22 protein-coding genes, 1 tRNA gene and 1 other RNA gene are annotated in these 24,534 nt (G+C 44.4%); 18 read left to right on the forward strand and 6 right to left on the reverse strand.

Going from position 1 to position 24,534, the window contains the following annotated elements:
• Positions 1-136 precede the first annotated feature (136 nt).
• The 6 genes from NC238_07130 (at position 137) to tmk (ending at position 5,976) form a co-directional block, all read left to right on the forward strand.
• Positions 137-2,854 (forward strand): DEAD/DEAH box helicase, encoded by a 2,718-nt coding sequence (locus NC238_07130; protein ID MCM1565713.1) that lies wholly within the window; start codon positions 137-139, stop codon positions 2,852-2,854.
• 83 nt (positions 2,855-2,937) lie between these two features.
• Positions 2,938-3,291: a recombinase gene (locus NC238_07135; protein ID MCM1565714.1), complete on the forward strand. Its 354-nt coding sequence runs from the start codon at positions 2,938-2,940 to the stop codon at positions 3,289-3,291.
• 193 nt (positions 3,292-3,484) lie between these two features.
• Complete coding sequence (locus NC238_07140; GenBank protein MCM1565715.1) at positions 3,485-3,904, forward strand: hypothetical protein; 420 nt, start codon at positions 3,485-3,487, stop codon at positions 3,902-3,904.
• Between the two features lie 74 nt (positions 3,905-3,978).
• Positions 3,979-4,167: a ferredoxin gene (locus tag NC238_07145; protein MCM1565716.1), complete on the forward strand. Its 189-nt coding sequence runs from the start codon at positions 3,979-3,981 to the stop codon at positions 4,165-4,167.
• Positions 4,168-4,458: 291 nt separating this feature from the next.
• On the forward strand, positions 4,459-5,253 hold the full coding sequence (gene spo0A, locus NC238_07150) for a sporulation transcription factor Spo0A (GenBank protein MCM1565717.1): 795 nt from the start codon (positions 4,459-4,461) through the stop codon (positions 5,251-5,253).
• 102 nt (positions 5,254-5,355) lie between these two features.
• Positions 5,356-5,976 (forward strand): dTMP kinase, encoded by a 621-nt coding sequence (tmk, locus tag NC238_07155; protein MCM1565718.1) that lies wholly within the window; start codon positions 5,356-5,358, stop codon positions 5,974-5,976.
• A gap of 107 nt (positions 5,977-6,083) precedes the next feature.
• Here the strand turns inward: tmk and NC238_07160 are convergent, their stop codons facing one another.
• Positions 6,084-6,620: a spore coat protein gene (locus NC238_07160; GenBank protein ID MCM1565719.1), complete on the reverse strand. Its 537-nt coding sequence runs from the start codon at positions 6,618-6,620 to the stop codon at positions 6,084-6,086.
• Positions 6,621-6,752: 132 nt separating this feature from the next.
• Positions 6,753-6,828 (reverse strand) — tRNA-Arg (locus NC238_07165).
• Positions 6,829-6,959: 131 nt separating this feature from the next.
• Between NC238_07165 and NC238_07170 the strand changes: the two genes are divergently transcribed.
• Positions 6,960-7,817 (forward strand): YitT family protein, encoded by an 858-nt coding sequence (locus tag NC238_07170; GenBank protein ID MCM1565720.1) that lies wholly within the window; start codon positions 6,960-6,962, stop codon positions 7,815-7,817.
• Positions 7,818-8,401: 584 nt separating this feature from the next.
• Here the strand turns inward: NC238_07170 and pdaB are convergent.
• Both pdaB and NC238_07180 read right to left on the reverse strand, forming a co-directional pair.
• A complete protein-coding gene (pdaB, locus tag NC238_07175; GenBank protein MCM1565721.1) occupies positions 8,402-9,166 on the reverse strand; it encodes a polysaccharide deacetylase family sporulation protein PdaB in 765 nt (254 codons plus the stop codon).
• A gap of 142 nt (positions 9,167-9,308) precedes the next feature.
• Complete coding sequence (locus tag NC238_07180) at positions 9,309-9,560, reverse strand: hypothetical protein (GenBank protein MCM1565722.1); 252 nt, start codon at positions 9,558-9,560, stop codon at positions 9,309-9,311.
• Positions 9,561-9,754: 194 nt separating this feature from the next.
• Between NC238_07180 and NC238_07185 the strand changes: the two genes are divergently transcribed.
• The 6 genes from NC238_07185 (at position 9,755) to NC238_07210 (ending at position 17,561) form a co-directional block, all read left to right on the forward strand.
• Positions 9,755-11,035: a tetratricopeptide repeat protein gene (locus NC238_07185; GenBank protein ID MCM1565723.1), complete on the forward strand. Its 1,281-nt coding sequence runs from the start codon at positions 9,755-9,757 to the stop codon at positions 11,033-11,035.
• 119 nt (positions 11,036-11,154) lie between these two features.
• Positions 11,155-11,688, forward strand: a complete 534-nt coding sequence (locus NC238_07190; GenBank protein MCM1565724.1) for a hypothetical protein — start codon at positions 11,155-11,157, stop codon at positions 11,686-11,688.
• A gap of 78 nt (positions 11,689-11,766) precedes the next feature.
• Positions 11,767-13,095: a type I glutamate--ammonia ligase gene (gene glnA / locus NC238_07195; GenBank protein MCM1565725.1), complete on the forward strand. Its 1,329-nt coding sequence runs from the start codon at positions 11,767-11,769 to the stop codon at positions 13,093-13,095.
• A 363-nt stretch (positions 13,096-13,458) separates the two neighbouring features.
• The gene (locus NC238_07200) at positions 13,459-14,433 is read left to right on the forward strand and encodes a DnaA/Hda family protein (protein MCM1565726.1); all 975 of its coding nucleotides are present in this window, start codon (positions 13,459-13,461) and stop codon (positions 14,431-14,433) included.
• Positions 14,420-15,388, forward strand: a complete 969-nt coding sequence (gene pfkA, locus NC238_07205; GenBank protein ID MCM1565727.1) for a 6-phosphofructokinase — start codon at positions 14,420-14,422, stop codon at positions 15,386-15,388. The genes NC238_07200 and pfkA overlap by 14 nt, the downstream gene beginning before the upstream one ends.
• Positions 15,389-15,419: 31 nt before the next feature.
• Positions 15,420-17,561, forward strand: a complete 2,142-nt coding sequence (locus tag NC238_07210) for a rod shape-determining protein (protein ID MCM1565728.1) — start codon at positions 15,420-15,422, stop codon at positions 17,559-17,561.
• Positions 17,562-17,738: 177 nt separating this feature from the next.
• On the opposite strand, the gene NC238_07215 is transcribed toward NC238_07210, so the two are convergent.
• On the reverse strand, positions 17,739-18,107 hold the full coding sequence (locus tag NC238_07215) for a TIGR04086 family membrane protein (GenBank protein MCM1565729.1): 369 nt from the start codon (positions 18,105-18,107) through the stop codon (positions 17,739-17,741).
• Positions 18,108-18,224: 117 nt separating this feature from the next.
• On the opposite strand from NC238_07215, the gene panB reads away from it, so the two are divergent.
• From panB to NC238_07235, 4 genes are all read left to right on the forward strand, one after another.
• A complete protein-coding gene (gene panB, locus NC238_07220) occupies positions 18,225-19,049 on the forward strand; it encodes a 3-methyl-2-oxobutanoate hydroxymethyltransferase (protein ID MCM1565730.1) in 825 nt (274 codons plus the stop codon).
• A 164-nt stretch (positions 19,050-19,213) separates the two neighbouring features.
• Positions 19,214-19,648, forward strand: a complete 435-nt coding sequence (locus NC238_07225) for a hypothetical protein (protein MCM1565731.1) — start codon at positions 19,214-19,216, stop codon at positions 19,646-19,648.
• Positions 19,649-19,710: 62 nt separating this feature from the next.
• Positions 19,711-19,891, forward strand: a non-coding RNA gene (gene ssrS, locus NC238_07230) — 6S RNA.
• A 53-nt stretch (positions 19,892-19,944) separates the two neighbouring features.
• Positions 19,945-22,017 (forward strand): LTA synthase family protein, encoded by a 2,073-nt coding sequence (locus tag NC238_07235; protein MCM1565732.1) that lies wholly within the window; start codon positions 19,945-19,947, stop codon positions 22,015-22,017.
• Between the two features lie 50 nt (positions 22,018-22,067).
• Here the strand turns inward: NC238_07235 and NC238_07240 are convergent, their stop codons facing one another.
• The gene (locus tag NC238_07240; protein ID MCM1565733.1) at positions 22,068-23,102 is read right to left on the reverse strand and encodes a phosphatidylserine/phosphatidylglycerophosphate/cardiolipin synthase family protein; all 1,035 of its coding nucleotides are present in this window, start codon (positions 23,100-23,102) and stop codon (positions 22,068-22,070) included.
• 274 nt (positions 23,103-23,376) lie between these two features.
• Between NC238_07240 and NC238_07245 the strand changes: the two genes are divergently transcribed.
• Positions 23,377-24,525: a tetratricopeptide repeat protein gene (locus NC238_07245; GenBank protein ID MCM1565734.1), complete on the forward strand. Its 1,149-nt coding sequence runs from the start codon at positions 23,377-23,379 to the stop codon at positions 24,523-24,525.
• Positions 24,526-24,534 lie beyond the last annotated feature (9 nt).

Raw genomic sequence — 24,534 nt, forward strand, 5'->3', positions numbered from 1 at the left:
TCCTCCTGAAATTCGTATGATTTGATTGATTTGGCACCAATCAAGTTTCTTTATGATCTTCTCTGTATTTAGTTTATTAGGAATGTTATGATTTATTGTTAAGTGCGTATATTTTTTTTGAAGGGAGCTTGGCTGATTGAATCAGGCTTGTGTAATCCTATCTCTAATACGTCCGGGTACTCCCTCAGAACGTGGGTACCTGGCAGCTCTGCGCTTGGGAAAAGGGGTATTCCCAAAGTATCTGGTATTTTCGTTCCAAGGCGAAGGTGAAGCCCCAAGCAGAATGGAGCAGCATAAAAAAAGTCTTGAAGATTTTACCCATGATGCCCTTATATTCGTTTATGAGCATAAGAAAATCCTGCCGGATTTGAAAAAATATTTTGAAATTAATCTGAACCAGAACGTGATTGAGGTTCAGGAACTTGCCGCAGTGTTTTTCCCGGCAGTCAGCCAGCAAAGTTTAGAGGAAATAACCGATAAACTTAAGACAAAGAAACATTACATGTTTATATCTACGGCCCAGAAAAGAGTCCGGCTGACCCATGACCTGCTTCTGCAGTGCTGGGAAAAGGGGCTGAAGGCTGATCTGGGCTTCTTGAGCAAGCTGGAAGAATATACAAAAGGCCTTTCTTGTCAGCCTGTACTAACCGAATTGAAAAAAGAAATCGTGCGGACGTATCCGGACAGACCCATCCGTACTGCACCTTATCAGGGAGAGACGACACAAAATCTTTTTAGCCCCGGTACGGATGATTTGGCTGAAATTCCTGATTCGCCGGCTTGGGCTGTGCAGTGTTTCGGCCAGGACGGCTTACTCGCCAGCAATATTCCGGGGTTTGAAAACAGAGAGATTCAAACCGTCATGGCCGCTGAGATCCTGAAAGGGTTTACCGAAGCGACAGATGTTGTGATTGAAGCCGGTACAGGAACAGGGAAAACGCTTGCCTATCTGATTCCGGCACTCTGGTGGTCCAAAAGGCATCAGCAGAAGGTGATTGTTGCGACCCACACCATCACTTTGCAGGAGCAGCTCTTCAGCAAAGACCTTCCGCTGCTGCAGAAGATCCTGCCTTTCCCATTTGAAACAGCACTGCTTAAGGGTAAGAGCAATTATTTATGTCTGAAATGCCTTTATCAGGAATCGCTGTTTACGGATGATACAACCCATGATGAACAACTCCGGCAGGCCGCATTCTTTTCCTGGGCTTCTGAAACGAAAACCGGGGATTTTGGAGAACTGCCGAATAATCAAAGCTTCGTTCCGACTTATCGAAAATTTGGCGCGGATAATCCGGCCTGTCAACCCGGAGAGTGTTCCTTTACTTCACGTTGTTACCTTTATAATGCCAGGAAGAGAGCCGAGGCTGCTGATGTTCTTGTGATTAATCACTCCTTGCTCCTTGCCGACATCAAAACGAATTATAAGATTCTGCCGGAATACAGCAATCTTATCATTGATGAAGCGCATAATATTTACCAGACTGCGCTCAAGCAACTTGGATTTGAAATTTGCCTCGAACAGATGCTGCGGCTGACGGACAGTATCTATGGTGGGAAAGGCAATCTATTCGCTTATCTGAAAAGAAATCATGCTGTTTGGGCAGAGGTCTTCCCTGCCTTCAACTGGACCTATTTCAAAAGCAATCTTGAAGAGATTCCGGATCGCTGCAGGGCGGCTGCGGATCAGGCCCAGGAACTTTTCAGCATGCTGCAAAGCGTGCTTGGCCGACAGTTCAGTCTTCGCTTAGACCCAGAGAAGGTCGGCGAAGATATCCTGCAGATGATCCTGCTGGCCTCGGAAAATCTGATCATCAGGTTCAAAGGCATTGTGGAGGTGCTGGATAGAATTAATGCCTTTCTGGCTCTTGAAAGTGAGCAGCTAGAAGAAACCAGATATGAGATTAGCAGAATAAAAAGTGATATTGCCCAAATCGTTGACGGATTTGGCAAGATCGTTAGTAAAGGTGAGGAGGAACGTGTAACCTATCTCGAAAAAAGCAACACAGTCTATTTGAAAAACACGCTGATCAATGTTGCTCCGGTATTAAATAAAAAAATATTCAGTAAAAATAATTGTACGATTTTAACTTCTGCCACCTTAAGTGTCGGTGAGGATTTTACGTATTTGACCAGGGATATCGGAGTAGAGGACTATATCAGCCTGAAGCTGGATTCACCGTTTGATTATGAAAAACAAATGGTTTTCTGTGTCGTCAATGATTTATCTGTAAATCTACCGGAGGATAGGCTCGCAGAAAAGACTGCTTCATTTATTGGGAGAATTGCCGAAGAGATGAATGGAGGTACACTGGTATTATTTACTTCCCACCGGTATTTGCAGCGGGTATACCACTTGTTGGGGGATGAAGAATGCTGCCAGTACCTGAATGTGCTGGCCCAGGGGATTGACGGCACCAGGGAAGACCTTCTGCAGGAGTTTATGCAGAACAACAGCAGTGTCCTGCTTGGAACGAACAGCTTTTGGGAAGGCATCGATCTTCCCGGGGACATGCTGCGCTGTGTCATCATGGTCAGACTGCCGTTTTGGCCGCCGGATACGCCCATTCTGGAAGCGAAGGCCCGCCTGTTGGAAAGTCAGGGACTTGATCCGTTTTATGCGTTAAATTTGCCTGAAGCAATTATCCGCTTCAAGCAGGGTTTTGGACGTTTGATTCGAACGAGAGAGGATAAAGGAGTCGTGATTGTTCTGGATGACCGGATTATCAAAAAAAGGTATGGCCGATATTTTCTGCAGGCCCTGCCGATTACTTCTTTCTATCAGGGAAGTTCGGAGCGCGTCCTCCAAAAGGTTTCATCGGTTCAGGTACCCGTAATCGGCAATTCAAGAGCGTAAAGACGCAGAATATTCGGGAACTGATTTCACCCCTCATCTAACCTGTGCATATAGTAAGGCACAGGTTATTTTTTTGAGGAGGAATGGAAATGGTTCAGCCGGTAGATTGGTCCAATGTTGGCGTCAGGATCGTCCAGGGATTTTATACCACCATTGATGCCGTACGGCAGCTCGATACGCAGGAAGCTGCACTTGTCATGAAACTGTTGGGAAAATCCTGTACGAAGATGATGAAAGACGGTGTCGGACATCAATTTGGAATTGCCATGATTGAAACAAGTGAAAAATTGGCGCTCACAGATAAACTGACCTTTGAAGATGTTTTGAAAATGCTGACGTCAATCGTAGGAAAACTTTATTTCACGGCAAAAACTGCGGAGGAAATCGAACTAGTCAAACAGCTTGAAGATGCTGTCAAAAATTACCACGTCGTATAAAATCAGGCTGCCGCATAAATTATTCTCAAGACAGCAGTGCTGGAAGGAGGAAAAATCCTATGAAAATGTACTATATCAAGCTGCCTCAGTCCGTACTTAATCTTCTGAAAAAAATCTTCAACAAATAATTGCCGGGTGTCATGAATTTCCAATTTCCCTCCTATATTATAGTAAAAGGTTTAGGAGGGAAATTATGTTATTGAACCGTCATTTTTTTATACTTGTCTGCAGTATTTTTTTTATTGGCGTCATTGTATGGTGGCAGAATCCGAATACTGCAGTTTCAGCAATAGCCAATGGGCAAAGTTATGCAAATCCGAAGGCAGTGATTGAAGATTATTGGGAAAAGCTTGATTACAGGCAATTTGATCTTGCTTCGGCTCTGGCATCAGGACAGGCCGAAGCTACGAATAGCATACTGCAGCAGATGTTTCAGGATAATCCATTTTTAAGTGTTCAAAACGTGGAGATTCAAAACACTTCTGCGCAAAATAGTTATTTGGTTGAAATTACGACGGGGTCATCCATTGATCAAAGAAAAGTACTTACATACCAGATTATAGTAGAACAACAAGACGATGGTCTGAAAATCGTAGAGATGAGTCCCGAATAGAAAATTTGCATATCTTTAGTCACCTTGGGAACAATACAATCGACGATTGACAAAAATAATTTGGGGTGAACATCATGATTGCTTATGTAGAAAAAGAAGCCTGTATCGGATGTGGAGTATGTCCTGCAATTTGCCCGGACATTTTTGAAATGGATGATGACGGATTGGCTGTAACGCGTCAGGAACAGGTTCCGGAGACTCTTGAAGAATCAGCGCAGGAAGCAGCCGACGGTTGTCCGACGGAAGCAATTATCATCAGCTGAAACATCATGCAGATACGGTAACTCGTCAGAACAAGACAAAACTTTAATATTTACACTGAAATTCTCTTGAAGTTCGGGATAATATGTAGGACGAAAAATAAATTGGCTTATTTTAACGAAAAAAAATAATTCTCAAATATCGTTTTTTGCAGATGGGACAGGCCTTTGCAATAAATGCCAAAATTAGAAAGTGTTCCTTATTTTTTAAGAATTCGACATCTCCGCTGATTTATAATGATACTACCGGAAAAACGAACCGGGAAAAATATGATAAAGCGGGGAAATGTAGAGATGTCAAAAAAGGTAAAGATTATTGTAGCCGAGGATAATCGAAATCTATGTCAGATCCTTCAGGATTATATTTCAAAGGATGATAGCTTTGAGCTTGCTGGCGTAGCCTACAATGGACTTGAAGCTTGGGATTTGATTCAAAAACATGACCCGGATCTCGTCATTATGGATCTTGTGATGCCGAATCTTGATGGTTTGGAAGTCCTGGAAAGAATCAATGCTAGAACATCAGTCAGGAAACCCAAAGTCATATTATTAACGGCTTTCGGGCATGAAACACTGACGCATCAGGCCATGGTCATGGGGGTTGATTATTTTATCCTGAAACCATTTGATCTGGAAATTCTGGGAAAACGCATCAGGACGCTGACGCAGGATCTGGAAATCACAAATCCACCGCTGCTGCAGACTTGTTCCTCTGTTGCGTCGGTCGGAAGAGGGGTCAATATCAACGTAGAAGTAACGACAATGATGCACCAGCTCGGTATTCCGGCTCATGTCAAAGGATATCAATACATCAGAGATGCAATACTCATGGTAATCGAAGATGTTTCTTTACTCGGGGCTGTAACCAAAGAACTGTACCCGGCAATTGCTAAGAAATACAATACGGCTCCCAGCAGGGTGGAAAGAGGCATCAGACATGCCATTGAGCTGGCCTGGGAACGCGGACATATGGAAACGCTGAAGCGGATCTTCGGATATTCGATGAACATAGAACGTCAAAAACCTACCAATTCTGAATTCATTGCACTGCTCGCTGATAAGCTTCGGGTGATGAGTAAGGTTGGATAAATGAACGAACGAACAGTCAGTGTATAAAGATGTCTCAGAGAGGAGGCATCTTTTTATTTGCGCTGAAATAGATTACAATGAATCCTGAAGGAGTTGAAGATCGTGCAGGTGAAAGGAAAGTTCATTGTGCTCGAAGGCATCGATGGATCAGGCAAAGGAACGCAGATTGAGCGTCTGAAGGTATATCTTGAAACAGTACGCGGAGTAAAAACCATTCTAACCAGAGAACCAAGCCAGGGTCCGCTCGGGACAACGATCCGCCAGGTACTTTCAGGCCGGATCAACGGCGTGAATGACAGCTGTCTGGCGTTGCTGTTTGCTGCCGACCGGCTTGATCACAACAACAATCTGGTCATTCCTGCCCTGGAGCAGGGAAACTATGTGATCTGTGACAGATATATATGGTCTTCGTTTGCGTATCAGGGAATGAAAAATGATGAATCCTGGATTGGAGAAATCAATCAATATGCGGTGAAACCGGACCTTACACTTTTCATAAAGGTAAGCCCGGAAACATCGCTCAAGAGAATAGCAGCAGGCAGATTCCAGACCGAAATATTTGAAAACAGCGAGACGCTGCGGCACGTTGCTGATAATTACCAAAAGCTGTACAAACAGTGGCAAAAAAATGGGGAACCGGTTGTTGAAATCAATGGGGAAAAGGAGCCGGAGCTGGTTCAGCAAGACATCATTGCGGCTTTCCGATTATATTTTCCGGAGTAAGTGTTATTAAATTCTGAAAAGGACACAAAGTATAAGGAATGCCAGTCTCTTTGAGGCTGGCATATTAAATGTATATGGAATACTAAAAAATGAATTTTACGTTATTGTTAATGAACGATTTTTGCAATTTTGGGAAGCCAGTTTCTTTGGAGCATCAGCTGCTCCAGCCGGTAAGCCCAATCAAATCCCATGTTCAGCTCCTTGCGGAGACGATTCCCAATTTCCAGGTGATAGCTTTGATTAATGGCTGTCAATAAGGCCATTTGGCTGGAACTGTTCATTTCCAGCAGCAGCAACGCAATTTCCATATCACTGAAGTGCAAGTGGTCTGGTATATCCTGGTATTTTTCCAGGGACCGTTCGGGAAACTGTATGGTTGGCAGCTTGACGTCCTCGGATTGTAAAAAATCTTCACTCATTTCGACAGTTCTTTCTACCAGTGCATCGCGTGCATCTTTAAGCAGTACTCTGAGCTCCGGATCTTCGGCATGATTATACAGGGTGGTAATAATTGAGGCTTGAAAACGACCCATCAAGACAATCTGATATTGCAAACCCGCCTCAATATAATTAGCAGGTTCGTGATCAATTATATTTTGAACAATAGAATTGCTCTTGGCGGTCGCTTTTTCTAGAATATTCATCGTTAAATCCTCCTTTTTATATAGTAGGTTTAACGATTTATCTGTTTTTATGCTTGAAAACAATAAAATGCCGTAAAATATATATGATACTAAAAAAACACTGCAAGCACTTGCAATGTCTATTTTTTCTAATGGTGCGCCCGGTTGGATTCGAACCAACGACCTGCGGCCTCGGAAACCGTCACTCTATCCCCTGAGCTACGAGCGCAATAAAACTGCTACATTACTTTACTAAATAGAATTCTTTTTGTCAAGAATAATGTTGAAGAGAGTGTTGAAGAGAGCTTAGAGCAAATTGTCGGAGAAAGCTTGGATGACTAGATTAATTTGAGGTAAAACATGAACCTAAAAAAAATACCATGGCATTTTCTCAAAAGATTTTTTGGAATCATTATAGGCGCAGTGATTGTAGCTGTCAGCATTAATACATTGATCCTGCCCAACCAGATTGCTGACGGGGGAGTCACAGGAATCGCGATTCTGCTGCATTATCTGTTTCAATGGAATATAAGCATTCTGGTGGCCCTTCTGAATATTCCGTTATTCATTCTCGGCTACAAGTCAGTCGGCAGACAGCTGTTTTATTGGAGTATCCTAGGCGTAGGGACATTATCTGCTGCTCTGAAGTTTACAGATGTTTTGGCTCCGATAACAACAGATACGCTGCTGGCCTCTATTTTCGGGGGCGTTATATCCGGTATCGGGATGGGCATCATCTTTCGCTGTCGCGGCTCATTAGGCGGTACCGATATCCTGGCGATCGTGTTGAATAAAAGAATCCAATTTAGTGTCGGGCAGATCATCTTAATACTCGATGCGGTTGTCTTTATCGGAGCTGCACTGATCTTTAGCCCGGAAATGGCCATGTATGCAATGATTTATATGTTTATCGCTACCAAAGTGATCGATCTCGTCCAGGTCGGGTTGGACTATTCCAAGAGCGTTATGGTCGTCACAGAAAAGCCGGACGAGATTGCTGAGGATATCATCAATATTGTCGGCAGAGGCGTAACGTATCTTCAGGCCGAAGGGGCTTATTCACGTTTTCAAAAAAGAGTGGTCTACAGTATCGTAAATAGAGCACAGCTGACCCAGGTCAAAGAAATTGTCCACAAATATGACCCGGACGCTTTTGTGGCCATCGGCGATGTTTCAGAGGTCGTCGGCGAAGGGTTCCAGAGCTGGAAAGGGCATTAATAGATCGATTCGTACATCCCGTTTTCGAATAAAGGTAGATATTAGTTTACTCGGGTTAGTCTCCATAATGGATGGCCGCTTTCGGCTGTTGTGCCATCCGTGGCACGTCGCTCCTTGCCATCCATGGCATCACGACATTAGGCCATCCGTGGCCGTCAAAAAGCCGTGCTGCGCAATCCATGCTCCGCTTGGCGCCGGCCATCCATTACGGAGATCTAATCTGGAGTCATGGAAGTGTCTTTTGGAGCTAGCATCAATTTCGGATCGTTATTCTAGTAAAACGTTCTTAAAATAGCCCGCTCAAATAATGGGCTACATTATTGCATGCAGACCTGCTTGAATAATCCTATGATCAGTCTGGGGGCCACAGATACTCCTAATAATCCTATGATTAGTCTGCGTGCCACAGTTCCGCGACGAGCGAAGCCTGGATGGCGCAGCGCGGCCTTTTGTGTCAGGAGGACACAACGGCCGAAAGCGGTATTGTGGCACGCAGACTAGTCCTAACATACTAGTCTTGTAATGTAAAGAGGGTTATGTCGACAGATTTAGCGAGTAAATTGAGAACGCGATACAAGTGCTCATTACAGGCTCGAACCGGGCGGCCAGCTCTCTTGGGCATTGCTGAGCAGCTTGCCGACCGTCACAATTTCATAGTCCTTCGCTTTGAGCATCTTCAGAACAGTGGGGAGTGCCTCGGGCGTATCCGGCGCGGAATCAGAAGCGTGGAAGAGGATAACGTCGCCGGGGGAGGCTCCTTTATTTTTGGAGCGTCCGTTCATCACATAATTGACGATGGCGTCGGCTCCGGGTCTTTTCCAATCCAGGGAATCAACGCTCCATTGGATGACTTTGTAGCCCCTCTCGTTTGCGATCAAGATGACCTGGTTGTCATAGGCCCCGTTCGGAGCACGCAGCAGGTTGATTTTCTGGCCGCTTAAACGTTCCAGGGTTTCTTTGGAAGTATCGAGCTCTTTCATGAGGGAATCAGCTGTCAAGGTGTTTAAATCAACATGACGCCGCCCGTGGGAGCCAATTTCGTGGCCGTCCGCGGCAATGCGCTTGACTAGCTCCGGTTTTGTTTCGGCCCACGGAGATGAGAGAAAGAAAGTGGCCTTGATATTTTCTTTTTCTAGGATATCCAAAATCGGCTGCACATTTTCTTCACCCCAGCTGATATCAAAAGTAAGCGCAACCAGCTTTGTTTCGGTCTTGACGGAGTAAATGGGCTTTAAATTTCCGGTAACAACGGATACAACCTGTTCTTTGTTTACGGCCAAAACCGCAATCAGCATCAGGATCACGGTCCCCACCGCCAGCTTTTTTCTGTTCACCACAAAGACGCTCATTGTTTATCCCCCCTTAGAACCATGCTTATTCCGGGGAGCCGTAAATCATGTTAAATATAAAAAGGAGGTGTCTATAAAGACGCCTCCTTTCAGCATTTAAAGTTTAAATGTCCGGTATGATCCACCGTGTATCGCGGTGGCATTATTTTGGCCAGCGAACCCCAAAAATGATTTCCAGCAGATCGATCTTGAAAATGATTCTGAGGAGCAGGTGTAATACCAATAAAGAAATGAAAACGACCACGGCAACCTTGATAATCCAAAAGCCGATACTCAGGATGATGCCGAGCAGCGGTTTTAAAACCAGGTAGGCCAGATAAAGGCAGAGTATGAAAATCAGGGCTTTGGCGATGATCCAGAGAATATTTTTTGAAGATGGGCTTTTTGTGCTCATTACAATCCCTCCTGCAGGATGATTTACTTCATTGTTTTCAAGAGCAAAAACATTCATAGCGCCGGTTTGCTCCCTTAGATTCAGTATAGCATATTATAGACCAAATGAAGTTGCCCCAACTCATATATTGTAAAGAAAATTCAGGTATTGTGAAGAAAATTCACATATTTTGAAGAAAATTCAGGAGGGATACCATGGAGACCACACTGGAAGTATGGAGGAAGTATCTGGAAAATGGAATCAAATGCTTGGGTGACGGAAACACTGAAGAAGCTGAAAAAAGTCTGCAGATAAGCCTTATCGAGGCTGAAACACTGGAAATACCGGTGATTATTGCTTTTTCCCAGCGCTTGCTCGCAGCGGTCCAGGTGAAAAATAACAAATTGAATGATGCCGAAGCCGGATTCCGAAGGGCACTGGCCTGCTGCAAACAGCTGCATAACAATAAGGGGATTGCTGAAGCCAGGGCCGGATTGGCCAGCGTTTATTTCAGCCAGGGGAAGAATGCCAAAGCCATTTATTTATATAAGCAGGCTATCAGGGACTATCCGAGAGAAGCATCATCCCCGCGTTTAGCGGCCTTGTACTCCGATCTGGGCCAGGTTTATATAAAAATTAAAGAGTGGCAGGCTGCAGAAGAGACTTTTCTGCATGCCGAGAATCTCTGCCGGAAACATGGTTATCTGAGTGGGGAGGCAGAGATCAGCCTCTGTTTGGGAGAAATGTATTACAGTCAGGGGCAGAGAATTGCGGCGCAGGAAAGATTTTATCATGCCGCGAAGATCTATGCCAGGTTAGGCGAACAGGTTTCTCTGGCTAATGCGCTGCAATATATCGCCTTCTTGTACTTTGAAAAAGACAGGCTGCCGGAAGCCCTGCTTTTGCAGCAGAGAGTTGTTGCGCTGTATTTGAAAAACGGCCGTGATCATGAAGTCAGTGAAAGTTATTTCATGTTAAGTAATCTTCTTCAATGTTCGAAATTGCTGGATGAAGCAATCAGCAGCCTTGAGTTGTCCATTCAATACCATCAAGGAAGCGAATTCGGCTTTGCTGTGCGTTATTACAGTCTGGCCATCCTGTTGATTATGAAACAGGATTACTCGGAGGCGAAGAAACAGTATCTGGAAGCTCTGAAGTATTTCCAGTTCTTTGGTGACAGCTCCAAGATCGGCGAAATCAGCGAAGAATTAACATATCTTATCCGCTACGAGGATACTTTGTTTCAGGAGAATCTGTACAAACTGCTCGGCAAAAGGTTTTATGACGAGCCGGAACTGCCGAAAGGAGAAGCGATGTTAAAGCTTGCCAATCTTTTGATGAAGAAAGGCAAAAATATGGAAGCGCTGCGCTGCGGCTGGATCGCGCTGGTGTACGCCAGGTCGCTGCAGGATGAAACAAAAGAAATTGAGCTGCTGATTCAGGATTTGTCCCAGACTATCAGATATCAGAAAAAGACCTCCCGACTTTATCGGTAAAATCGTCTTAGAACTTTCAGAATGTAATTATACTTTCTGATATACCGAAAAAGGACTGTGAAAAAAATTGGGAATAGGTTAGAATAGATTATAAGCCAAAATAAGGTGGAGATGTTCACTTGAATCAACATGATCAGGTTCTGCTTGAAAGCTTTGAACGGATTTATTGTCTTTTAGAAAAAGAAACCCAAAATTTAACGGAGATCAAATCGGCTTATGCTGAAAAAATTCGCCAGTGGGAGGATGAGATCAAAGCGTATGCGATGATGATAGAGGAAATCTCCGTTCCGGCCAGGTTTATTCTTGAGCATATCCTGTCCCTGAAATTTAAGTCCGGTCAGATGGCAGTGGAAGCTGAGAATATCACCCAGGGTTTTTCTGGAATAGGGGACATCCGTGTGGAAAAATTCGGCATTATCAAAATCTCCACTGGAAACTTACAGCTTAGCTGGCGCGATGAACTGTATAATTACTTATTTTATCCTGATAAGGTGGAATTGCGGACAAACGACGAAAGGACGACGATTAAACTGTTCTTTTCCCAGCAATTTGACGGGAAGGATATTCAAAGATTTTCTGCGGTTACGGAAAGCCGTCAGTTGTTATATATTCACCCAGCATTGAAAAAGTATTTAGAACCATGTCAATCCTAAAATTTTAAATATAAGATTTATGGTTGACATGGTACTGTAGGAGTAAAAGTTTTAAACAATTGAAGGGAGCGCTGAGAATTGAATTATACGAAAGAAGATGTCTTGCGAGAGGCGTATGAAAAGGGCGTAAAATTCATGAGACTTCAGTTTACCGATATTTTCGGAGTATTAAAGAATGTCTCTATTCCGGTAGAACAACTTGAGAAAGCCCTGGACGGAGAAATGATGTTTGACGGTTCTTCCATTGAAGGCTTTGTGCGTATTGAGGAGTCGGACATGTACCTAAGACCCGACCCTGACACATTTGTCGTCTTCCCGTGGAGGCCTGCTGAAGGCGGGGTAGCGAGACTCATCTGTGATGTCTATAATCCTGACGGGACGCCATTCAACGGTTGCCCCCGCAATACACTAAAAAAAGTACTGGCAGAAGCCTCAGAAATGGGTTTCAAATGCTACATAGGACCGGAGCTGGAATTTTTCCTGTTCCATGTCGACACTGAGGGCAGACCGACCCTGATTACCCATGATAAAGCCGGTTATTTTGACATGACACCGGTTGATTTAGGGGAGAGTGCCAGAAGAGATATGGTTCTGGCGCTGGAACAGATGAATTTTGAAATTGAAGCCTCCCATCATGAAGTTGCTCCCGGACAGCATGAGATTGACTTCAAATATGCCGATGCCTTGGAAATGGCTGATAAAATGGTCACCTTCAGATTTGTCGTCCGGACGATTGCCCAGCGGCACGGACTGCATGCGACATTTATGCCAAAACCGATCTTTGGGATCAATGGCTCCGGAATGCATGTCAACCAGTCTTTATTCAAAAATGGCAAAAACGTTTTCTATGATCAGGAAGGACCGATGAACCTTTCGAGCGAAGCGTATCATTATATTGCCGGCATTATGGAGCATGCGAAGGCTTTCACAGCGATTACCAATCCTACGGTCAATTCGTATAAAAGGCTCGTTCCGGGCTATGAAGCGCCCTGCTATATTGCCTGGTCGGGCCGCAACCGGAGTCCGCTGATACGTATTCCGGCCAAGAGGGGTTCTTCAACCCGTATTGAGTTAAGAAGCCCGGATCCCTCCTGCAATCCTTATCTGGCTTTAGCGGTCCAGATTAAGGCCGGACTGGATGGGATCAAACGGAAACTTAACCCGCCCGAAGCCGTTGATTTGAATATTTTTGCCATGGATGACAGGCAAAGAAAAGAGATGGGGATTGACTCGCTTCCCGGAGATCTCAAAGAGGCTTTAACGCTATTAAGCAATGATGAAGTCATCAAAGATGCCCTCGGCGAGCACATCTATTCCCGATTTGTTGCAGCAAAGACCGAAGAATATGACAGCTTCCGCATCGCCGTGCATAAATGGGAAATCGACAGATATCTCGAAATATATTAGCCGCAGAGCACGCGTAATGATAGATGGCTAAAATTGTCAACCTAGTACCTTGTCAACTTTAAAACTGTAATATAATGGGGAGCAGATTTCTTTTAAGACAAGGCGGAGGATTGAGGCATACCGAGCGTATGGTGATTGACGACAACGCAGTATTAACAGAAATCTGCCGCCAGGATATATAGATTTAGGGTTGACATGGTACTAGGCAAGGGTTAGGGATATATTCCTTAACCCTTATTCTTCCCTGGTACCGCGTTGAATTATGTTAGCTATCCTGCTCCGCCCACAGCGGAACTGTGGCCCTCCATGACATTAACATAAAAAATCGGTGAGTAAGTTTTCTCGCAGGGGGTATTCTAAACAGTGTTTATCAGCCAGTTCAACCAATTAGCTTTTCAATACATAGAGAATTATGAAGTACAAAAGGCGCCCCCGGTTACGATAATTGCCGGCCAGGAAGGACTGGGCAAGACCCAGCTACTGAATTGTATCCTGCAAAAGATGAAGCCGCAAAAGGTGAAGACTGTCCTGATCGATGCAGATAAATTTTCAAAGAAATTTGCGTTTGCGGCCCAAAATGGCAGCCTTAACAGCTTTCGTCGCTCTGTGCGTTCTAATGACCTTTTCCTGCTTGATAATATTAATGTGCTGCAAGGGAAAAAGAAAACACTTGAAGAACTGTTCCATACCGTAGATACCATTCTGGCACAAGGCGGAAAGACGGTCATTACATATCAGGGCAGTACACCCAACTTTGACTTTTTGAACCAGCGGTTTGCATCAAGGCTTAAAAGCGGATTTTTCCTCTATTTAAAGGACCCGGCAGCCGAGGAGATCGAGCATTTCATCGCGTATCGTCTTACCGGAGATTTGTTTCAGGAGATCCTGCCCTGCCAGTCGGCGCTTCTTTCCGGAATTAAAAATATGAAGCAGGCTGTAAAGATTGCTGAACAGCTAAAAAAAGACATTCAGCCGGCAAACTTTGCGGAGGAGAAAATCCATGTACCTCAGTCCGAAAAATTATTTCACTTTCCAGGCATTGGAGAACAGGCCAATCTCGTTGTTTCTATCGTTTGTGAATGCTGCGGTTTGGAAAAAGACAAAGTCCTGGGCAGTACGAAAAAAAGGGAGATTGTGGAAGCAAGGCAAATGGTGTATCTCCTGCTGCATGAGATATTTCAGTGCCCCTATCGTGATATTGCGTCCTATTTTCGAAAAAACACCGGAAGTCTGACAAATCAGTCTGAAAAGATACGGGAGAGAAAACAGGCGTTGTTTGAAACTTTATGTAAAAAACTGTATAATGCTGAAAAGGAGAGATCTTATGGGCGCGGATAGCAAGGTTGCAGTTTTAACCAGCGGAGGGGATGCTCCCGGAATGAACACCGCGATACGGGCGGTTGTTCGCAAGGGCATTTACCATGATCTCCGGGTATATGGGGTTTTCCATGGTTATGATGGGCTTCTGCGCGGTGAAATAAAAGAAATGGAGCTGGGTTCAGTTGCAGATATTGTGCATCGCGGCGGAACAGTCCTGAAAACTGCCAGATGTGAAGAAATGTTTACAGCTGAAGGCCAGCGTCAGGCCGCGGATCAGCTGAAGGCCAAAGGAATCGAAGCGCTCGTGGTCATTGGCGGAGATGGTTCTTACCGCGGAGCAAAAAAACTTGCCGAATGGGGTATCAAAGTCATTGGCGTGCCGGGTACGATTGACAATGACATTGCCGGCACAGATTCAACGATTGGTTTTGACACGGCGGTGAACACCGTTGTTGAGGCTGTAAGCAAATTAAGAGATACCGCTTCATCCCATGAACGGACTTTTCTTGTCGAAGTCATGGGCAGAAACTGCGGAGATATTGCCCTCCACTCAGGACTCGCGATTGGTGCCGAATCGATCCTGACTCCCGAAATTCCTTTTGATCTTCAGGAAATCAGTGAGAAACTGCTGCGGGGATATCGGAGAGGAAAAAATCACAGTATTATTATTTGTGCCGAAGGAGCAGGGGATATCCGTGAAATTGCTTCAGGCTTAAAAAAATATTCCGGATTGGAAAACCGAGTGACGATTCTCGGTCACATTCAACGCGGAGGAGCGCCCTCGGCGGCCGATTCTTTGCTTGGAGCAATGATGGGCGGCAAGGCCATTGAAGCGCTGATGGAGGGAAAATCTGAGGTGATGATCTCTCATTTCCAAAATGAGATTGTGGACAGGCCACTGGAACTCGCTTTTAAGGAAAAGAAAATGTTTAACCGTAAGCTCTATGAGCTGGCTAACGAGCTGGCTATTTAACGATATATAACTTTGCGAGGTGGGAAGAGAAGTGGAGACTGTTTTTGCCCTTGATATCGGCACCAGAGTCGTTATTGGACTTGTGGCGCAAAAGAGTGAATCGGGATATGAAGTCATAGCCAGTGCGCGGACCGAACATACGCAAAGGGCGATGTATGACGGACAGGTTCATGATGTGAACGAAGTCGCTAAAGCTGTATCCTATGTAAAGCATGAACTTGAGCATAAACTAAACTGCAAATTGACAAAAGTGGCTGTGGCTGCAGCAGGCAGGGCACTTTGTACCGAAACAGCGACGGTCACGAGAGAGGAAGTTCTGCCGACACACTGGGAACAGGAAGAAGTCCTGGCCATGGAAATGGAAGCTGTCCAAAAGGCCATGAAGAAAATCTCGGCTGAAGAGACAGATAATATCCTATTCTACTGTGTCGGATACAGTACGGTGAAGCAGCTGCTCGAAGACCAGCAGATTACAACGCTGGTCGGGCAGAGGGGAAAAAAAGCAGAAATCACGGTTATTTCTTCGTTTTTACCGAGAACGGTTGTCGATGGCCTTATTGCAGTTTTAGCAAGGGCGGGGCTTGAGATGGCCAGTTTGACGCTGGAACCGATTGCCGCCGGACTGGCCGCAATTCCCGGAGATATGAGAAGACTGAATCTGGCCCTCGTGGATATCGGGGCAGGGACAGCAGATATTGCATTTACCAAGGAAGGCACTTTCTTTGCCTATGGAATGGTGCCCATGGCCGGCGATGAGGTCACAGAAGCAATCTGTTCCAATTATCTGGTCGATTTTCAGGAAGGCGAAAGGATTAAAAAACAGCTGAACGGGAACGATCCAAATCCAAACAGCCTGATTGACATCGTCAATTTCTTCGGAGCCAGGTCCTCTGTCACACGTCAGGAAATTCTGGATGTCATTAAACCGACCGTTCAGGTGATTGCCGAAAGGATCGGCGGAGAAATCCTGCTGCTGAATAACAGCTGTTCACCCCAGGCTGTGATCATGGTCGGGGGAGGTAGCCTTACTCCCTTGATGGGAGATATTTTGTCAAAGGTGATTAATCTTTCCCGGGGTAGAATCGGCATTCAAGTCCGCGAAAGGTTGTCCGCGGTCTCCGGCCAGGAAGAAGATTTATTTGGTTCGGATGTCATTACGCCGATAGGAATTGCAATTTCCGCGCTGGATAATAAAGGTCTCCATTATTATGCAGTCAATGTAAATAACACGAATATTCCGTTGTTTGAACTGCAGCTTGCTACGGTGGCGGAAGGGCTTCTCGCAGCAGGCATCCAGCCGAAAACGTTCTTTGGACGTCCGGGATCGGCGCTGATCTATAAGCTAAACGGTGAGATTCAGGTTATTAAAGGAGAGTTGGGAAGTCCAGCGGTGATTACAGTCAATGGCCAGTCGGCCAAGCTGGATCAGAGGCTTAGTCAGGGTGACGAGGTCACCTTTATGCCGGGTCATTCAGGAGAAGATGCCAAAGCGCAGGTCAAAGATGTCATTTCCCGGCCCGCAGCGAAGAAGATTATCTGGGATGGCAAGGAAGAGGAATTCAATCCGTTCATCTATCTGAACAATAAACCGGCAGATGAAGAAGACTGGCTTGAGGATGGCTGCAGCCTGCTTGTAAAAATGAATGAAACGCTCTATGATTTACTGGCCATGAAAGGCATTAATCTCAATAAAATAAACAAAAAGAAAATCAAAGTCAACAATCAGCCCCGGGAACTGGTATCGGATATGGAGATTATCGTAAATGGTTACGCTGTAACCAAAGACTGTGTTATTAATAACAACGATCGTATCGATATTCTTGAGAAAAAAATATTGATCAGGGATTTGGCGCTGGAAGCCGAACCGATGATTTTTACGGTTAACGGAGAAGCGTTCAGTTTACCGCCGCTTGAAGCAAAGATCTACTGCAAAGGAAGGGTCATTCAGGAAGATGAGCCTATCGAAGACGGTATGGAAATCAGAGTGGAAGGTTTTTCGCGCAAACCCATTTTGTCGGAACTATTTCCGTATATAAATCTTGCTGAAAACTCAATTTCGGGCGGAAAACTGGAAATGCAGGTCAATGGCAGTGAAGCTCATTTTACGACCGAGCTGAATCAGGGAGACCGTATTATTGTCAACTGGATCAACAAATTTGCGCTCGCCAGATAAAAAAAGAAAACCCCCAGCTGGGGGCGATAGGCCAAGGGCCTAGGTGGAAAGGGTTAAGGAGTATACACCCAGCAGTATAGTCGGAAACAGCCGTACTTGTCCCGTTTTTTCACCCAACAGCATGTTCTGGAGGGTGAATAGTTCAGGAGAGCGGTTTAACGCACTACATGGACCGCGTCATTTCTTCATCACGGCTCCGATACTCCCACCGATCACACCCGCTATGGGACTAATCAGGACTTTCTTGAGCAGTATTTTCCAAGAAGGATCACCCGCATAGAAAATGTAATAAATCAATAGGGTGACCACAAAAAAACCGATTCCAACAGCCAGTCCGTACAGAAGTCCTCTTGCTCCGGATTGATACGCAATGTAAAAACTGGCGATGAGTACGCCAATTCCGGCAGCGAGCAGCGAGTAAAGGAAAGATTCCTGCACCGAAGTAAAAAAGTAGACCAGACTCAGAACAACGGTCAGCAGAAATGAGATAACAATGGCCAGCGCTATACCTTTGGTAACTAACGACAGCTGAAACGGTTTTGACATACGGCAGCCTCCCTTTTCTCCAATTTCTGTACACCATATGCTTGGCCCATATAACTTATGACTTAAAAGCTTAGACAAAGTTTGAAATAAAAAAGGTTTAGGGAGAAGGCGATCAAGATGAAAAAAATGATTCCAGATTTTAAAAAGATGAGCGAACAGGAAAAAAAGATTACGATGCTGACAGCCTATGATTTTCCGACGGCACGAATCGTGGAAAAAGCCGGCGTCGATGTAATCCTTGTGGGTGATTCGCTTGGGATGGTCATCTTAGGATATGACTCAACCGTTCCAGTGACAATGGAGGATATGCTGCATCATGCCAAAGCTGTCCGCCGGGGTGCTCCAAGTACTTTCATGATTGTGGATATGCCTTATCTGACCTATGCGAGGCCTGAAGATGCGTTGCGCAATGCCGGAAGGCTGATGCAGGAGGGTGGAGCCGACGCTGTTAAACTCGAGGGCGGGGAGGAATACCGCGAGATTATCAGCTTTCTGACCAAAGCCGGGATTCCTGTTGTCGGACACATTGGTTTGACGCCTCAAACCGCCGGCCTGCTGGGCGGATATAAAGTCCAGGGAACAGAAATACACAGCGCTTCCAAACTTTTGCGTGATGCCGGAATTCTGGCTCAAGCCGGTGTTTTTATGCTGGTCCTGGAAGCAATACCGGCGCTACTCGCGGCAAAGATCACACAGTCGATATCCGTACCGACCATTGGCATTGGTGCCGGAAATCAATGCGACGGCCAGGTCCTGGTTATTCATGACATGATTGGCGCTTCGGACAAGACTGTACCGACTTTCGTCAAACAATACGCAATGATTGAATCCCTGATCGTTGATGCTGTGCAAAAATATTGCGCGGAAGTCAAAGACACCGCGTTTCCTTCCGACAAACATTCTTTTTCCATGAAGGAAGAGGTTTTAAACAAGCTGACCTGACAGACAAATAATTTATTAATTTTTCGAAATAGTTTTAGCAGGCTTAATATTATTTTTAAAAAATTAATATATTTTTACAATTTAAGTGAAAATAATCATTAATTTATGATATAATACAATAAACTATTTGGTTGTTTTATTTTTGCTTGGAAGGATGAATAACATTGAAGCTGAAAGATAAGACGTACAATAAGTTCTTGGAGTTTTTTGAGAAGGTGTCCAAGAAACATGAAGAAGATCAGTTTGAGATTGCCTATTCCGAAATACAACGTGAGACAGGCGTGGCAAGTATTACCCTGAAAAAAGCGCTGAAGGTGCTGGAAGACGACAAGATTATTGAAATCAATCAGGGCAGAAATACCCGATATGGCAAGATCAGGTATCTAAATAAATTGAATGCCAATTCAAAAGATCCCGCTAATAGAACAAGAACGCTTGCTTTAGTGGATGATGGAACGGTGAATCCAGGGACACTGCATCAAATCAAGAATATGTCCAGTCTCGTCGAACAGCTGCGGCAGAGGGTACGTACCCAGGAGATGACGATTTCTGTGATTTTGGACAGACTTGCTGATTTGGAAGATAGAGTGCATCGCTAAAACATAATTGGTTTTCCAGTTGTTTCTAGAGGATTTTTCTTCACCCCGGTGTTATAATAGCTATGATGCTGCTCTGTTTGTATGGACTATCATGGTTTTGATCCTATTTTTTTCTCGGGAACTGAGTAGTGGCAGGTCGTGTACATCATGCTTTGCAAAAAGAAGATGGAAAGATCTGTCTAGGTACCCACCTGCATGTGCAGGGTCAGAAAACCAGATGTCTAACGGCAAAGCGGGAAGAGGATGTCCAACGGACATCCTCTTTAAAATTTATGAGGAATTCTATGGAGGAGAAAGTGTCTAATTCTAAATTTCTGGCTATAATTCCGTTAATGGTTTTAATATTGTTTGAGACGGTCTCACGCGGAAGTTTCGTCCATACACTGGTCTGGGTAGTATGCCAACCGAATCAATTTATTGCCACGTATGCTATTCTGTTTGGACTGATTAATGCTTTTTATCTTTTGCCCCGGCGTTTGTACCTGTCCATTGCAGTAGTCATTCTAACCGGCCTTTCCTTTATTGCGCTGGTCAGCAGGGAAAAACTACTCCTAAGAGGAGAGCCTTTGCTGCCCTGGGATTTAAACCTTGGGAAGGAAGCCGCGAATATTTCCCAGAGCTTTCAGGATCTGCCGATCGCTTTTATGTTGGGACTCGTGATTTTGCTCATCGCTGCGATCATCCTGATCATTCGTTACATACCAAGAGAAGAGTACCTTTCGGCTCAAAAAGTCCCCATTGCGGTACTGTCTTTTCTCTTGCTGTTTAATCTGGTTGCCCATACTTCTATGCAAAAGACCTTCAACTGCCGGCTTGTAAACTGGAGCCAGCAGTCCAATTACGAAGAAAATGGCTTGATTATAGGCTTTATGATGAATTATAAAGCCTATTCGGATAATGCTCCGGCTTCTTACCAAAAAGAAGAAATTGAAAAGATCATTGCTCAGACCAAAACTGATTACACGGTTGATCCGGATTTTACCCCAAATGTCATCTTTGTGCAAAGTGAGGCTTTCTGGGATCCGACGCTGATGAAAGAAGTAAGCTTCAGTGAAGATCCAATTCCGTATTTTCATTATCTGCAAAAAAATTATTCAGGCGGAAAGATAGTTGTTCCTGTCTTTGCCGGAGGAACGGTGAATACAGAGTTTGAAGTTCTAACAGGGTATTCCTGCCAGTTTCTCCCGGCAGGGATCATTCCGTATGTCCAGTACGCAACCAGGGATATGGATGCTCTGCCCGCAATTTACAAAAAGCAGGGCTATGAGGCTACGGCAATTCATACTTACCATAACTGGTTTTACCGCCGCAATATTGTTTTCGAAGAGATGGGATTTGACAAATTTATCAGCAAGGAATTTTTTACAGATCCGGAGAAGAAAGGAACTTATATCCGTGATACGGAGCTTACGAAGAAGATTCTGCAGCAGCTTGGACAGAATGATAAACCCGATTTTATCTATGCGATTTCTATGGAGGCTCATGGACCTTATGCGGAAAAACCTAATGCCGGAAATACGATTCAGGTTCAGGGCGACTTTTCAGCTAAAAATAAAATACTTCTGGAGAATTACGTCAATACGATTTCTGACGTCGATCAGTCCCTGAAAGCATTGATTGAAGGTCTAAATAAGATTGATGAACCAACGATCGTTGTTTTTTATGGAGACCATTTGCCTTTGCTCGGCAATAGTTCCGAAGTGTATAAAGAAGCTGACTTTTTTCAGGATGGAGGAAGTTACAGCGATTATTTAAACAAATATACGGTGCCATTTGTTATCTGGGACAATTTTTCTACCCAGAAAGATAAAAATATTTGCATTTCTTCCAGCTTTTTGGGGCCATATATTCTGGAAAAAAGCAAAAAAGAAGGAAATACGCTGATGGATTTCCTCTATTCCTTATATGAAAAAGGGTCGGACGTGATGGCCGCCGCGCAATATCAGAAGAATGAAAAAATCACCGAAGCAGAATCCGCGGACTATGAAATGCTGCAATATGATTCCCTGATTGGCAATGCGTATGTCTATGAGCTTAAACCACAGGATAAACCTGTTCAGAATGCTTTGTACCTGCTTGGAGAACGTTTTCCCAAGATCGAAAAGGTCCTTCGTCTGAGTGGAAATGTGATTCAGGTTCAAGGGGAAAACTTCCTGCCGGATTATCAGATTTATATTGATGATACCCTGGTTAAAACGAAGTACGTAAGTAATACTGTCTTAACAGCCGTCTTGCCGAAATCAATCCAGAATGAGACTGAGCCTGTCAGCCTTCTTTTAAAGATGATCGACAGCCTCAATAATGTTATTTCGGAATCAAATACGTATTCATTCTCGTGTACGGATGGCGCCTCCATCGATGATAAATAAGCGCGGCCATCCATTACGGAGATTAAACCCAAAGCTAATGTATTTGCGTTTTATGGTGTACTATTGGCCCATTCTTCATCAAACAGCGCTGCAACTTTTTTGGCGACAGCAGGGGAAGGGATAGTCAAAGAACCTTCGTGATTAATAACAAAAGAAGGATATGTCCAGGCAGAATTGGAAACAAACAGCGTTGTCTGATCAAAAATACCGAAATTCGCACCCATCGCTTTTTTGTCAGGATGATTGTAATAGCGCAATTCGATCTGGGCGTCCTTTAATTCCTGAATAGCATCGGGCGAGGTAATTGCACTGGAAAGGCTGACGATCACTTTCACGTTACAGCCTCTTTTTTTTGCCTCCAACAGGGCATCGATTATATCGTCTTTACTCAGTTGTTCGGTTTCTATTAAGACCTCAGACGCAGCAGCGTTGATTAAATTAAGAAGCTGCTGTTTAACATTGACAGCAATGGCAAAGGTAATATTGTCTTCTGGTAATTTGGAAGTATCCGGTAAATCAAGCGACAGTGTTGTCGTATAGTTCCAGTCTTTGCCGAAGGATTTGTCCATGACACCGACAGAGTCTCCGGATAGTTTTACAGCCATGCTGTGCGCATCGAAGCCTTTGGCGGTCCAGTCCTTTCCGTAAAAAACAGCCGTTTTGTGATCAACAACCATATAGCGTACTGTCTGGTACTGTCCTTTCTCAGCAGGATAGTACTGGACCGATATGTTTTCATTTTTTAGTGCTTTGATGGTTGAGGTATTATCTCTCTGCCATTGATCGAGCAGCAGTCTTACTTCGATGCCCGAATGCGCTTTTGTAATCAGTAAATTAATGATTTCCTGATCATTCAGACTGGACAGCTCGATATAAATGGATTGTTTGGCCTGATTGATTACATTCAAAGTTAGCGGACGGATAGCGGCTCCGTCTAGGTAAAGCGCACCAGCTGGCAAGTTTGATACTGGATTGGACTCATCATCAGCGGAAAACGAGAATATTTTGCTGCATCCGGACATCGTTGGGACAGATATCACGATGATCATCAGGATGATCAGGAAGGGTACTTTTGCTTTGGACAAAATATCAGCCTCTTTACCAATAAATTGAGCTTTGGCAACTCTTCTCTTATTATACATATTTTTAGAGATAAATAACGAAAAAAATAGTTCCAATTGGAAAAATATCTGATTGAAAGGCTATTTGATGAGCGGTTCTCCAGCCAAATAAAAGGTAAATCATGGAAAGAGGAAGAATAACTATCCAGTACCATGTTAACCTGAATCTACAATAATTTTAAGGTTAACAAGGCACTCACTCGTCTTTAAAGAAGATTTTATATTTAGGGGTGTTGATATGGGAAACCGCTTGCGTCTCAAGACAAAAATGCAGATCAATTGGCTGCTTTTCATGGGTGAAGAACAGCAGGCTCTAGAAATCCTGTTTGGAATCTTAAACACAGAAAATATCTCCGATGCCCTGTATCTGGCAGAAGTGAAAACACTGATTAATCATAAGGTTTTCAAGGAAGCTCAGGCCTATTTGGAAGCAGCAATCATCTATAGCGAAGAGCCCGGACAGCTGGCCGAAGTGCATTTTTTACTAGCCCGCTGCTGTCATGGACAGGGCTTTGTCAATGATGCTTTGATTCATCTCGAAAATGCGCTTCAGCTGGAAGCGAACAGTACGTACTGGAATCTGCAGACGGATTGTTATCTCGAACTTGGGGAATGGCAGGAAGCTATTAATTGTCTGGATAAGTCTCTGCGTTCCTCACCTGGAGATGCCGATATCCTTTTTCGACTTGGCAGCATCTATCAGTTCCAGGGGCAGTACAGGGAAGCTTTAAACTGTTTCAGCGGCTGCTGTAAAGTGAAGCCGTATCAGCCGGAATACTGGGAAATGAAAGCTGAGATGCAGCTGAAAATGAATCAGACCGAGGATGCGGTCGAATCTTTCCATAAAGCGATCAAATGCGGGGGGCATTTCAGCCTGATGTCCAGGCTGGCCTACTGCTATGCGCAGACCGGCCAGCAGAGCAAAGCCCGGAAGCTGTTCCAGAAAGTATTAAAACATGACCCGGATGATCTTGATGCCCTATGCAATCTGGCCGGCATTTACCACGAGTTCCAGCAGGACGACCAGGCTTACCGATTACTCAGAAAAGCCTATACGCTCAAGAATAACGACACCTTGCTGCTGAATAATTTAGGCTTTATCTGTTTTCAGCTCGGAAGAACGCGCAAAGCAATTGAGTATTATCAGAATGCCCTGAAAATTGATCCGGAAGATAAAACGGTGCTCTATAATTTAAGTGTCTGCATGACTGAAAAAGGGCTGTGGGACGACGCCAAAATTATCCTGGAACGACTGGTCTCCATGGATAGCAAAAACAGCGCGGCCTGGATCCTGCTTGGAAATACGTATGAAGAAATGTCCAACACGAAGGTGGCAGTCGACTGTTACAATAAATCTTTTGGTTTAACGGTTAAAAAAGCCATTTAAGATCAGACT

The sequence above is a fragment of the Dehalobacter sp. genome (assembly GCA_023667845.1).
GTDB lineage: Bacteria > Bacillota > Desulfitobacteriia > Desulfitobacteriales > Syntrophobotulaceae > Dehalobacter.